12 protein-coding genes are annotated in these 13,341 nt (G+C 48.5%); 2 read left to right on the plus strand and 10 right to left on the minus strand.

Annotated features, from left to right (window positions below):
• Positions 1-2: 2 nt before the first annotated feature.
• The 5 genes from lnt to miaB form a co-directional block, all read right to left on the minus strand.
• Complete coding sequence (lnt, locus tag AC6R03_RS02225; RefSeq protein ID WP_500630687.1) at positions 3-1,535, minus strand: apolipoprotein N-acyltransferase; 1,533 nt, start codon at positions 1,533-1,535, stop codon at positions 3-5.
• A gap of 17 nt (positions 1,536-1,552) precedes the next feature.
• Positions 1,553-2,452, minus strand: a complete 900-nt coding sequence (gene corC / locus AC6R03_RS02230; protein WP_334555150.1) for a CNNM family magnesium/cobalt transport protein CorC — start codon at positions 2,450-2,452, stop codon at positions 1,553-1,555.
• A gap of 108 nt (positions 2,453-2,560) precedes the next feature.
• On the minus strand, positions 2,561-3,022 hold the full coding sequence (ybeY, locus tag AC6R03_RS02235; RefSeq protein WP_500630686.1) for an rRNA maturation RNase YbeY: 462 nt from the start codon (positions 3,020-3,022) through the stop codon (positions 2,561-2,563).
• Positions 3,019-4,131: a PhoH family protein gene (locus tag AC6R03_RS02240; protein WP_500630685.1), complete on the minus strand. Its 1,113-nt coding sequence runs from the start codon at positions 4,129-4,131 to the stop codon at positions 3,019-3,021. Before AC6R03_RS02240 ends, ybeY begins: the two co-directional genes overlap by 4 nt.
• A 106-nt stretch (positions 4,132-4,237) precedes the next feature.
• Complete coding sequence (gene miaB / locus AC6R03_RS02245; protein ID WP_500630684.1) at positions 4,238-5,662, minus strand: tRNA (N6-isopentenyl adenosine(37)-C2)-methylthiotransferase MiaB; 1,425 nt, start codon at positions 5,660-5,662, stop codon at positions 4,238-4,240.
• Positions 5,663-5,938: 276 nt separating this feature from the next.
• On the opposite strand from miaB, the gene AC6R03_RS02250 reads away from it, so the two are divergent.
• Positions 5,939-7,102 (plus strand): 2-octaprenyl-3-methyl-6-methoxy-1,4-benzoquinol hydroxylase, encoded by a 1,164-nt coding sequence (locus tag AC6R03_RS02250; RefSeq protein ID WP_500630683.1) that lies wholly within the window; start codon positions 5,939-5,941, stop codon positions 7,100-7,102.
• Between the two features lie 56 nt (positions 7,103-7,158).
• On the opposite strand, the gene crr is transcribed toward AC6R03_RS02250, so the two are convergent.
• The 5 genes from crr to cysZ form a co-directional block, all read right to left on the minus strand.
• The gene (crr, locus tag AC6R03_RS02255; RefSeq protein ID WP_334555155.1) at positions 7,159-7,668 is read right to left on the minus strand and encodes a PTS glucose transporter subunit IIA; all 510 of its coding nucleotides are present in this window, start codon (positions 7,666-7,668) and stop codon (positions 7,159-7,161) included.
• Between the two features lie 174 nt (positions 7,669-7,842).
• Complete coding sequence (gene ptsI / locus AC6R03_RS02260) at positions 7,843-9,567, minus strand: phosphoenolpyruvate-protein phosphotransferase PtsI (RefSeq protein WP_500630682.1); 1,725 nt, start codon at positions 9,565-9,567, stop codon at positions 7,843-7,845.
• A gap of 195 nt (positions 9,568-9,762) precedes the next feature.
• Positions 9,763-10,020: an HPr family phosphocarrier protein gene (locus AC6R03_RS02265; RefSeq protein ID WP_334555157.1), complete on the minus strand. Its 258-nt coding sequence runs from the start codon at positions 10,018-10,020 to the stop codon at positions 9,763-9,765.
• Positions 10,021-10,317: 297 nt separating this feature from the next.
• Positions 10,318-11,286, minus strand: coding sequence for a cysteine synthase A (cysK, locus tag AC6R03_RS02270; protein WP_500628830.1), 969 nt, complete (start codon positions 11,284-11,286; stop codon positions 10,318-10,320).
• A 142-nt stretch (positions 11,287-11,428) separates the two neighbouring features.
• Positions 11,429-12,172 carry a sulfate transporter CysZ gene (gene cysZ / locus AC6R03_RS02275; protein ID WP_500630681.1) on the minus strand — a complete coding sequence of 248 codons (744 nt, stop codon included), beginning with the start codon at positions 12,170-12,172 and terminating at the stop codon, positions 11,429-11,431.
• Between the two features lie 185 nt (positions 12,173-12,357).
• Here cysZ and zipA point away from each other — a divergent pair, with 185 nt between their 5' ends.
• Complete coding sequence (zipA, locus tag AC6R03_RS02280; RefSeq protein ID WP_500630680.1) at positions 12,358-13,320, plus strand: cell division protein ZipA; 963 nt, start codon at positions 12,358-12,360, stop codon at positions 13,318-13,320.
• Positions 13,321-13,341: the final 21 nt, after the last annotated feature.

Raw genomic sequence — 13,341 nt, forward strand, 5'->3', positions numbered from 1 at the left:
TTTTACTGAGTGATGGGGCGTTCGCACCGTTTTGAAGACAGAAACGCCCCCAACAGGCTCAATGCCGCCCAGCAATACAATGGCCACGTACCCCATTGATGATACGGCGTTTGCCCTGTGGTGGAAACCACTTGTGCAGTGAGCACTGCGGTTTCAAACTGCGGGATTTGCGCGGTGATCTTTCCTTGATAGTCTGTTACCGCCGTGACGCCATTATTGGTCGAACGAATCACAGGCTTACCCAGTTCTAACGCACGCATTCGTGCGATTTCCATGTGTTGCAGCGGGCCAATCGAGTGACCAAACCACGCGTCATTGGAGAGAGTCAAAATGAAGTCGGTCTCATCGTTAACGTTTTGCCTTACTTGGTCGTTAAAGATGATCTCATAACAGAGCGCGGGCGCGAAATGGCGACCGTTGGCGTACACGTTGGGTTGGATAAACGCGCCGCTACTGAAAGAAGACATCGGCAGATTAAAGAAAGGAGCCAGCGGGCGTAATATCTCCTCAAAAGGCACGAACTCACCAAAGGGTAGAAGATGATGCTTGTGGTAGCGCTCGCTGAGATCATAACGGTACTCATCACGCCCAGACTTACCTAAGGTCAAGATGCTATTGAAGAACTGACGCTGCTCACCCATATTGACGACGCCGGTGATCACGGCGCTGTCGTTCATCTTCGCCGCTGAGTCTAAGTTGGAAAGGAAAGAGGCGATTTCAAATTCAAACGCAGGAATCGCCGCTTCTGGCCAGATGATGATATCGGCATTCCAGTTTTCACGGGTCAAATCGGTGTACTTCATCATGGTCGGCCAACGCTGACTCGGAACCCATTTGATTGCTTGGTCAATGTTGCCCTGAATCAACGCAAAACGAGTACTGCTGTCAGGGTTTGGTGTTACCCACTGTGCACTGCGCAGACCGAAGCCTGTTGCGAGAATGACAAGGGGAACCCACAGGATTGACCATTGGCGGCGAAGCCACGCAAAGGCTAGGGCACTCGCGCTTAACACACACAAAAGGGTAATCAGCTCAACGCCACCTAGCGGGGCGAACTGGGCAAGCGGGCTATCGATTTGACTGTAGCCGAGCCACAACCATGGAAAGCCAGTCATTACCCAGCCTCGTAACCAATCCATGATCAGCCAAAGAGCCGGAAAGGCAAGGAAATAGCGGCGCCTTGAGAGTGCAGGAAACCACTTATTTATCAGGTAACAGGCGAGTGCCGAATAGAGTGCGAGATAGCCGACCAACAGCGCCATTAAAAACAGACTGGCGATTTTGGGCATGCCGCCGAAGGTATCAATACTGACATGCACCCAGCTGATGCCGGTGGCAAATTGACCAAGTCCCCAAGCATAACCAATCGCAAAACTGCGTTTACTCGACTGCTGGTGGATGAGAAGCAGCAGCAGTGCAGGGCTGATAATCGCTAAGGGCCACAGTTGATAAGGTGCAAAAGCAAACGTGGTTGCGGCGCCAACAAAAACGGCCGCGAACGGCCGTTTTAGGCGATGAATGAGGGGATTCATCATGGATGTGATCTCTAATACTACTCTTGAGTAGGCTCAGGTTGAGCGTCTTCTTCTGGGATCGTCACTTGAAGTTGCAGTACGCGGCGGTTGTCCGCGGCGGTGACTTTAAAGCTGTAGTTGTCGATTTCCAGCACTTCCCCTCGTGAAGGCAAGTGACCGAACGCCGTCATGACTAAGCCTCCTACAGTATCGACTTCCTCATCGCTGAAAGAAGTGCCGAATGTGGTGTTAAAGGTTTCGATCGTTGTCAGCGCCTTCACCGCAAAGGTGTGTTTGCTTAACTTGCGGATATCGATCTCTTCCTCATCGTCGAATTCATCTTCGATTTCACCGACGATCTCTTCCAAGATGTCTTCGATCGTCACCAATCCAGACACACCACCGAATTCGTCGACGACAATCGCCATGTGGTAACGCTCTTCACGAAACTCTTTAAGGAGTCGGTCAACGCGTTTACTTTCAGGAACAACCACCGCAGGGCGGATCACTTCCTCAATGTTAAATGGCGAGCTGTCAGAGCCTAAGTATTTTAATAAGTCCTTCGCTAGTAGGATGCCTTCAACGTGGTCTTTGTCTTCACTAATGACAGGGTAGCGAGAGTGCTGCGCATCGGTAATCAGCATCACTAGCGCATCCAAATCGTCATTGCGGTCAATAGTGACCATCTGAGAGCGAGGCAGCATGATATCACGCACTCGCATCTCGGAAATCTCCATGACGCCTTCGAGCATGTCGCGGGTGTCATGGTCAATTACGTCGTTTACTTCCGAGTCGCGGAATACTTCCACTAACTCTTGGCGATCTTTTGGGTCGCCCTGGAAGATTTGGCCCAGGCGTCCGAAGAAGGACTTTCTACTCGGACCTTCAGATTTTTCTTTCTTACCTTCTAAGGCAGAGGGAGAATTGTCGTCGTTCATTGTTTCTCATTTTAGTCACGCTACCAAAGTGTGGTAGCTCACATGGCACTCGCGCTCATGGAGGTTATTGAGCGTCGAGTGACGATGCTGAGTGCCGAAAGCCGACACTCAATCTTCCGTTTCATAAGGATTGGCGATGCCCATTTTGTCTAGAATTTCAATTTCCAGTGACTCCATTTCTTCGGCTTCGTCATCCTCAATATGATCATAACCTAGCAGATGCAAGCTACCATGTACAACCATATGCGCCCAATGTGCCATCAAGGGTTTACCTTGTTCATTGGCTTCTTGTTCAACCACTTGGCGACAGATAATCAGGTCGCCCAGCAAATCCATCTCGATACCCGGTGGTGCTTCGAAAGGAAAAGACAACACATTGGTTGGCTTGTTTTTGCCGCGATATTCGTGATTGAGCTGTTGGCTCTCTTCACTATCTACGATGCGAATCGTCACTTCCGCATCCGGTTGAAAAAGGGTGACCGCGGCGTTTAGCCATTGGCTAAACCGCTCGAATGTCGGTAGCCCCTTTTCTTGTTCGACCGCGAGTTGCAGATCGAGTTCGATACTCATGACTCTTTACTCTCAGTCGAAGGGGTAATGTGCGCCTGTGGCGCAGACGCGACCTGAGTGTCGAGCAGTTTCGCTTCGCGCTCTTCACGGCGACGCTTTTCATACTCTTTGCGCTCTTTTTGATCTTGCGCTTCCCATTTTTCATAGGCGTTGACGATACGAGCGACGACAGGGTGGCGAACAACGTCATCAGACTGGAAGAAGTTAAAGCTGATCTCCTCAACGTCACTGAGCACTTCAATCGCATGACGCAGGCCAGACTTCGCGCCGCGTGGTAAGTCGATTTGCGTGACATCACCGGTGATCACAGCACGTGAGTTAAAGCCGATACGAGTCAAAAACATTTTCATCTGTTCGACGGTGGTGTTCTGGCTCTCGTCGAGAATGATAAACGCATCATTCAAGGTTCGGCCGCGCATGTACGCAAGCGGCGCCACTTCAATGACATTACGTTCAATCAGTTTCTCGACCTTCTCAAAACCGAGCATCTCAAACAACGCATCGTAAAGTGGGCGCAGATAAGGGTCGACTTTTTGGCTCAAATCACCCGGCAGGAAACCGAGCTTTTCACCGGCTTCGACCGCAGGACGCGTGAGTAGAATACGGCGAATTTCTTGGCGCTCTAATGCGTCGACTGCAGCGGCGACCGCAAGGTAGGTTTTACCCGTACCGGCAGGGCCAATACCAAAGCTGATGTCGTGCGTCACCATGTTGACGAGATACTGGGCTTGGTTTGGCGTACGTGGTTTGATTACGCCCTTCTTCGTTTTGATGAAGACTTCTTTGCCATGCTCAATATTCGACTCAAGATTTTGCTCAAGGACGCCCGTTTCTTTGATCGCAAGATGGATTTCGTCAGGCTCAATATCAGGAATGGTGCCACGTACTGGCGCCGTGTTGACGTAGAGTGTTTTGACGATTTCAAGCGCTGCCGCGGCAGTATGAGGCTTACCTACGATGGTAAAAAAGTTGCCTCGGTAGCTGATCTCTACCCCTAAACGTCGCTCAAGGTGTTTGATGTTGTCATCGAATGGACCGCATAGACTGGCGAGTCGGCGGTTATCTGAAGGTTCTAGATCGATTTCTAGCGTAACGATTTTATTGCTCAAAGTTGCCTCACATAATTGGCCATTTAAGAAAGCCCGATTGAGACCGGGCTTCCAATGGCGACAGTTCCTATTACTAAGATGGCTACTTAGTTAGGCATTTTCAAGACTAAGGCGTAAAGGTTGCTACACCTAGCTCATCTTCGCGTTTGGTTTTTGCCATCATCTGTGTCGGTGACATGACGCTGCGCAGATCCATCTCTTTCTCTGTGCGGATGATTTCACCACGTAGCGAGTTGGCAAACACGTCAGTGATCTTAACATCAACAAACTGACCGATCAGTTCGGCGTTGCCTTCGAAGTTCACCACTCGGTTGTTCTCTGTACGAGCGCGAAGCTCCATTAGATTCTTTTTCGATGGCCCTTCAACTAGCACACGTTGCTCAGTGCCAAGCATCAAACGCGAATAGCGCATCGCTTGACTGTTGATCACTTGCTGCAATTCGTAGAGGCGCTCTTTCTTCTCTTGCTCGGAGACATCACACGGGTAGTCCGCCGCTGGTGTACCAGGACGTGGTGAGAAGATAAAGCTAAAGCTCATGTCGAAGTCGACATCTTTAATTAACTTCATGGTGTCTTGGAAGTCTTTGTCTGTTTCACCTGGGAAGCCGACAATGAAATCTGAACTGATTTGAATGTCAGGACGCGCTTTACGTAGCTTGCGAATGATCGATTTGTACTCGATAGCAGTGTGCGGGCGCTTCATCATCGTCAAGATACGATCGCTGCCGCTTTGCACAGGTAGGTGCAAGAAGCTAACAAGCTCTGGCGTGTCTTCATAAACCGCGATAATGTCATCGGTGAACTCGAGCGGGTGGCTGGTTGTAAAGCGGATGCGATCAATGCCATCGATCGACGCGACCAGACGGAGCAATTCAGCGAAGCTGCAAATCTCACCATCATGAGTAGGGCCACGATAGGCGTTCACGTTTTGGCCAAGCAAGTTGACTTCACGTACGCCTTGCTCCGCTAACTGGGCGATTTCAAACAGCACGTCATCCATAGGACGGCTGACTTCTTCACCACGGGTGTATGGCACAACGCAGTAGGTACAGTATTTCGAGCAACCTTCCATGATAGAGACGAACGCCGTTGCCCCTTCAGCGCGAGGCTCAGGCAGACGGTCAAATTTCTCTATTTCTGGGAAGGAGATGTCCATCACTGGCGCATCATCGGATTGCGACTGTTTGATCATCTCTGGCAAGCGATGCAGAGTTTGCGGGCCAAAAATGACGTCAACGTAAGGAGCACGCTCACGGATGTGGTCGCCTTCTTGAGTGGCAACACAGCCACCAACGCCAATCACCACATCTGGCTTTTTATCTTTCAACGTTTTCCAACGGCCGAGCTGGTGGAAGACCTTTTCTTGTGCCTTCTCACGGATAGAACAGGTGTTCAGTAGCAACACGTCTGCTTCGTCTGGTTCTTCTGTGAGTTCATAGCCGTTTGCGGCATTCAGGAGATCGGCCATTTTTGATGAATCGTACTCGTTCATCTGACAGCCCCAGGTTTTTATTAGCAGTTTCTTACTCATGTTGTTCGCTCGATCGTTAGTTTAAATTAAGGGAGCAAATCGCCCATTGGTTCCAGTTGGCCAAGGTATTGAGTGACTCAATTGGCCGATTTTTCACCGCCTGTGCGGCGTTAAGCGGCGTATTGTACTGCTTTCAATGGCGAGTGACCAGAAGCAATTCTAGCCTTGTGGTTACAAGGGTTTGCCCGTATCCCCATCAAGGTTTTTAGTTACAAATTGGCACTCAAACCGTACAATCGAAAATAGCCTTTGAATCAATACGATGAAGTACAAACTATGAACAAGTATGATGTGGCCGTGATTGGCGGAGGAATGGTAGGCGCAGCTGTCGCGCTCGGGTTCGCGGAGCAAGGTCGAAATGTCGTGGTGATTGAAGGGAAGGCACCGACACCGTACGCACCGCAACAAGCGATGGATGTCCGCGTCTCCGCGATATCGAATCATTCGGTTGCCCTGCTTGAATCGCTAGGGGCATGGCAAGCCATTCAGTCGATGCGCGCCTGTCCTTACAAACGTCTAGAAACGTGGGAACATCCCGAATGTCGAACCCGCTTTCACAGTGACGATGTCGCTTGTGAACAATTGGGCTACATCGTTGAGAACCGCATCATTCAACTGGGGCTCTGGTCGCAGTTCTCGGCATGGCCGAATCTGGCGTTGCGTTGCCCAGTGACGGTCGAGCACATCGAATATGGCTCAGTGAATCAAGTGACGCTATCAGACGGAGAGGTTGTCGAAGCCGGGCTGATTGTCGGGGCCGATGGTGCTCATTCTCGCGTCAGACAGAGTGCAGGTATTGGCATCACCGCTTGGGACTACAGGCAGCATTGCATGCTGATTAATGTCAAAACCGATCTCCCTCAACAAGACATCACTTGGCAGCAATTTACGCCGTCGGGACCGCGCTCATTTTTACCTCTATGTGGTCATCAAGCCTCTCTGGTCTGGTACGACACACCAAAGCGTATTCGTCAGTTAAAGGCGATGACGCCGCTTCAACTTGCCAGCGAAATAAAGACTCATTTTCCCGCTGAGCTTGGCGGTATTGAGGTGATCCAGTCTGGCTCATTCCCGTTAACTCGCCGCCATGCACAGCGCTACTATACGCCCCACTGCGTCCTGGTTGGGGATGCCGCGCACACCATCAATCCACTGGCAGGGCAGGGGGTGAATCTCGGCTTTAAAGATGTGGAGGCTTTGCTGAACGTGACGCGCGATCATGAAGAGATTCTTTTGTCGCACTTAGCGCAATATGAACGTCGTCGTCGACCTGATAATTTGCTGATGCAAACCGGGATGGATCTGTTTTATAAAGGGTTTAGCAATGACAAGGTACCGCTTAAGTGGATAAGAAATGCGGCGCTGAAAGTGGCAGAACACTCTGGTCCCATCAAACATCAAGTATTGCGTTATGCGTTGGGTATGGACGCATCACTCTAGCGCAGAAAACAAAAAACGCAGCGTAAAGCTGCGTTTTGTCATTCTCGTGACGCTAATTACTTAGTCACACGTAGAACAGGTGTTTCACCAACAGTGACAGAACCAGACAGTTTGTTCAACTCTTTGATTTCATCCATGTTAGAAATAACAACAGGTGTTAGCGTTGATTTTGCTTTTTCTTCTAGAAGTGCTAGATCGAACTCAATGATAGTGTCACCAGCTTTCACTGTTTGACCTTCTTCAGCGATACGCTTGAAGCCTTCGCCTTTCAGTTCAACGGTATCGATACCGAAGTGAACAAAAAGCTCAACACCATCGTCAGATTCGATAGAAAACGCGTGGTTTGTTTCGAAGATCTTACCGATAGTACCGTTTACAGGAGCAACCATTTTGTCGCCTGCTGGTTTGATTGCAATACCGTCGCCAACGATTTTCTCAGCGAAAACCACATCAGGCACGTCTTCGATATTTACGATTTCACCAGAAAGTGGCGCGATGATCTCGATTGCACCAGCGTCAGCGCTGTCATCTGATACTAGCTTCTTAAGTTTGTCAAACAGACCCATTGTGTCATGCTCCTAACGTTTAATTTAATTCTGTCGAATTATAGTATACCAATCTCACGAGATAGACGACTATTTTTAGTCGTCTATCTCCTTCTTACCTAAACAGATTCGTTCATTACAAACGCCTGATTAGGCAACAAGGCTCCCCCCAGATCGGAGATTGGTATTAGCCGGTTATAGTGATTTTTCAGCGATGAACTTATCAACTACCGCTTCAATTTCAGCCGCTGTTGGTAGAGACAGTGCCTCTTCCGCCATTGCTTTCACTTCCGCGTAGTTTGAGTTACGAATCACTTTCTTCACTTTAGGAATAGAGATGCCGCTCATTGAGAACTCATCCAGCCCCATACCTAATAATAGTAGCGTTGCGCGCTCATCGCCCGCTAGCTCACCACACATACCTGTCCATTTGCCTTCCGCGTGCGATGCATCAATGACTTGCTTGATGACCGTAAGAACCGCTGGTGACAGTGGGTTGTATAGGTGAGAAATCATTTCGTTACCACGGTCTACCGCGAGTGTGTACTGGGTAAGATCGTTGGTACCGATTGAGAAGAAGGCCACTTCTTTTGCAAGGTGTGGTGCAATCGCTGCCGCTGCTGGTGTTTCCACCATGACACCGATTTCGATCTCTTCATCAAATGCCAGACCTTCTGCACGAAGCTCTGCTTTGTATTCTTCAATCGCCGCTTTCAGTTCACGAATCTCTTCTACAGAGATGATCATTGGGAACATGATGCGCAGCTTACCGTGTGCAGATGCACGTAGGATGCCACGCAGCTGGTCGCGTAGGATTTCACGACGGTCTAGGCTGATACGTACAGCGCGCCAACCCAAGAATGGGTTCATCTCTTGTGGGAGATCCATGTACGGTAGGTCTTTGTCGCCACCAATATCCATAGTACGGATGATAACGGCTTCGCCGTTCATCGCTTCTGCCACTTCTTTGTATGCTTGGTACTGCTCTTCTTCTGTTGGTAGCGCATCGCGGTCCATGAACAAGAACTCAGTTCGGTACAGACCAACGCCTTCACCGCCATTGCGCAGTACGCCATCACAGTCTTTCACTGTACCGATGTTGCCGCACACTTCGACGCGGTGACCATCTAGAGTTTCAGCGTGAAGATCTTTGAGTTTTGCTAGCTCTTCTTTTTCAGCAAGGAATGCGGCTTTAACGGCTTTCGCTTCTTCTAGCTCAGCGTCAGATGGGTTGACGACAATCTTGTTGTTCATTGCGTCAAGAATCAGCATGTCGCCGTTCTTCACTTTCTTGGTAATGTCGTTGGTGCCCACGATCGCTGGCAATTCAAGTGAACGTGCCATGATTGAAGTGTGAGAAGTACGACCACCGATATCACAAGCAAAACCCAGTACGTAGTTAAGGTTGATCTGTGCTGTTTCTGATGGAGTCAGATCGTACGCAACTAGGATGACTTCTTGGTCAATATCGCTAAGAGAGACAATATTGATGCCCAGCGCGTTTTTCACAAAACGTGTACCGATATCACGGATATCTGTCGCACGCTCTTTGAGGTATTCGTCGTCTAAAGATTCAAGTGCTGCAGCTTGCTCTTCAATCACAGTGTGAATGGCATTGTCTGCATGCATCTTGTCATTTTTGATCAGCGCTAGGATTTCTTCTTCTAGCTCTTCGTCTTCAAGAAGCATGATGTGACCTTCAAAGATCGCTTCTTTTTCTTCACCGAAGGTTTCTAGTGCTTTCTGCTTGATGGTTTCAAGCTGAGCCGCTGATTTGTCACGTGCTTCAAAGAAACGTTTTACTTCAGCGTCGACTTGATCGTCAGAAATAGTGTGAGTGTTTAGGACAATTTCATCTTCTTGAAGGAGTAGTGCTTTACCGATAGCAATACCTGGAGATGCTAGGATGCCTGAAATCATAGCCTTACCTTAAATTGGTCAACTTTTAAACGGGAGAAATGGGTGCGCTAACGTTTATGTGTAGCTTAATCTTGGTGCTATTTCCAATATGATGGGATAGTTCGGCGCAAACGAGGTGGCCTGTTCATCGACCGGATCAAATTGGTATAAAGCCATTTTGCGTTGGCAAAATGGCTTTAATCAATAGCAGACCGATTAGTGTAGTTGGTCCATTAGAGCAACTAGGTGGTCAACTGCTTTCTGAGCCTGTGGGCCTTCAGCAGAGATAGTGACTACAGTACCTTTCACTAGGCCTAGAGTTTGTAGCTTAAATAGGCTCTTAGCGCTTGCACTTTTACCGTTAGAAGTCACAGTGATGTCCGCGTCAAATGCTTTTGCTTCTTTCACGAACTGTGCAGCTGGACGAGTGTGAAGACCGTTTTCTGCTGTGATTTCTACTTGCTTCTCGTACATGTTGTATACCCCAATTGATTTATTTTTAGATAGTTTATTAATTAGAAACAGCTTAACTCGGATTAAACGGTTGCGCTAGGCGACAGACGTTGTTTTCGTGTCAGAACTGATACTAATTGTATACTAGGTGCCGCGTGGTCAGTCTTTGCTGTTTTTCGCCGCAACTATAAAATCGTTTTAATGTTTTATTTTGATGCTAGAAATAAAACATCCCGATATTACCAAAGGTGGAGCCAGGATCAACAAAAAAGCCCCTGAACGGGGCTTTTTTAGACGAAAAATTGATTTCACCACATATTACTGTTGGTTCTCTTTCTCGGTGAAGATGCCTGCAAATAGCGCTGAGCTTAGGTAACGCTCACCCGAGCTTGGCAATACAGTAACGATGGTTTTGCCTTCAAATTCAGGAAGTTGAGCAAGGCGGTTTGCTGCAACCACTGCCGCGCCTGACGAGATACCCGCAAGGATACCTTCCTCTTCCATAAGACGACGAGCCATCTCAATTGCTTCTTCAGAAGTCACGGCTTCCACGCGGTCAATCAACGCTAAATCGAGGTTGCCTGGAATAAAGCCAGCGCCAATACCTTGGATTTTGTGTGGTGCTGGTTTGATTTCTTCACCCGCGAGCGCTTGTGCAATCACAGGCGATTCCGCTGGCTCTACCGCTACGGAAACAATGTTTTTACCTTTTTCGCCTTTGATGTAGCGGCTTGTACCTGTGATGGTACCGCCGGTACCTACGCCTGCAACGAAGACATCGATTTCACCGTCTGTCGCGTCCCAGATTTCTGGACCAGTGGTTTTTTCGTGAATCTGTGGGTTAGCTGGGTTGTTGAACTGCTGAAGAAGCAGGTACTTGTCAGGGTTGCTCGCCACAATCTCTTCAGCTTTGTTGATTGCACCTTTCATGCCTTTCGCTGCTTCAGTTAGCTCTAGGTTCGCACCTAGGGCTTTCAGCAGTTTACGACGCTCTAGGCTCATCGACTCAGGCATCGTTAGGGTTAATTTGTAACCACGCGCCGCCGCGACGAAGGCAAGAGCAACACCGGTATTACCACTGGTTGGTTCAACAAGTTCAACGCCCGGCTTTAGCTTGCCTGCTTTCTCAGCTTCCCAAATCATGTTCGCGCCGATACGACACTTAACACTGAAGCTTGGGTTACGCGCTTCGATTTTAGCCAAGACTTTGCCGTTGCTCACTTTGTTAAGGCGAACAAGAGGGGTATTACCAATAGTCAGTGAATTATCTTCGTAGATTTTGCTCATGATGTAGTCCTTCATCGAAATATTGGCAGCGTGTTTGTCACGCCACCAATCATGTTCTATTTAAGTTTGACCCGATAGAGATTAGGTCAGGGTAAAAAACTAGAAAAGGATTAAAAAGTTATATGATATGAACTTGATAAACTCAGTTTCTTGCTTTGAACTCGGTCACCCACATCGATGTCGCACCGCACACCGCGACAGGCATAACGATCAGGTTCAAAATAGGAATGGTGGTGAACACGGAGACCAGCGCACCAAAGGTATAGGCTTTGCTTTGTTTTTGTTTCAAATTGTGTCGCATGTCATTAAACGGCACCTTGTGATTATCGAACGGATAATCGCAGTACTGAATCGCCAGCATCCAAGCGGTAAACACAAACCACAGAATGGGGCCGAGCGTCTGGCCTAAGGCTGGAATGAGCAGCAAAATAAACAATCCAATGGCTTTGGGCAGAACGTAGAGCAGTTTGCGCCATTCTCGTGCCAATACACGCGGCACATCCTTGATAACGCTGAGCATGCCATCGTCACTGATCTTTTGCCCCGTTAGGTGCTCTTCCACCTTTTCCGCGAGCAGGCCATTGAACGGCGCTGCGATAAAGTTCGCTAAGGTGCTAAAGAAGTAGGAGAAGGTCGCCAAAATCGTGAGCACTAGTAACGGCCACAGAAGATAACTCAACCAAGAGAGGAAATCGGGTAGCTGACCAATCCACTCTGCAATCCAACTATCCAGATGAGAGAAGAGATAAAAGAGCGCGCTTCCGACCAAAATAATGTTGGCGAGGAGAGGTAAAAGGACAAACTGACGAATGCCGGGTTGCAGAGTGAGTTGCAAACCGTGGAAAAAATAACCAAATCCGGTTTTTGACTGTTGAGTGTTGTTCATGAAAATGTGCCTAACAGGGTTTTATGGTGTGTTAACAAGGAAAAGCGTGTTCAAAATCACATCATTATGGGAACTTCTAACATTAAGTTGTTCTAAAACCTATGAGAGTTTTGGTAGAGTAACTCAAATCAGATTATTTGAAACCAGTTTGGCTGATTTAGCAGCTGAATGATTGAGAGTGAAAGATGCAGGAATTGCGATTTGTACTGATCATTGTGGGCGCTTTGGCCATTGCCGCGCTGCTGTTCCACGGATTATGGACAAGCAAAAAAGAAGGCAAAACAAAATTTGGCAACAAGCCAATTGGAAAACTGTCGACGCCAGAGCAAGACGAATCCGTACCCGAGCGCTCTTTTGCTCCCGAAGATGATTTTGAGATTGTGCGTGTGACTAAGACCAGTCGCAACACCAGCAATAAATTTGCTTCAGACTCCGGTGAGACAATGGATGATCCTCTGCTAAGTGACCCGCTTCTCGACGCATCCATCAGTGACTCAACGTTTTCAAGCGATTCCACTCGAGATGAGCCAACCTTTAGTGAGTGGAAAGACGATTTGGTAGAGGAGTCTCAAACCACTCCGCTGCAAGATACTCCCCGTCAAGCGCCAGCGGAAGAGCTAGACATTCCCTCTATGTCTGCAAAGCCTCAAGAGCCCCGTGATGTGAGCTCTGTCTCCACCACAGAATCCGCTCCGACCGAGATTGATGATAGTGATGACGAAGATGAGATGCAGGTGATTGTCATCAATGTGCATTGCGCTGGAGAGACGCCATTTGTGGGCACCAAGCTGTTTGATAGCATGCAGCAAAATGGGCTGATTTACGGTGAAATGGACATTTTCCATCGTCATGCAGATCTCTCTGGTACCGGCAAAGTGCTGTTTAGCGTTGCCAACATGATGCACCCTGGCACACTCAAGCATGATGATCCTGCAACATTCACCACTAAAGGGATCTCATTCTTTATGACATTACCTTGCTACGGTGATGGTGAACAAAACTTCAAGTTGATGCTGAAAACCGCGCAGCAAATTGCCGATGATTTAGGTGCCAACGTGCTGGATGATGCGCGTAATCTCATGACGCCGAACCGACTTGATGCGTATCGCGCTCAAATCAAGGCGTTTAAGCTCGCACAGCAACCCTAGTCAGCAAAACAAAGCGTGCTA

The organism is Vibrio sp. R10-SG-ISO4 (genome assembly GCF_059834135.1).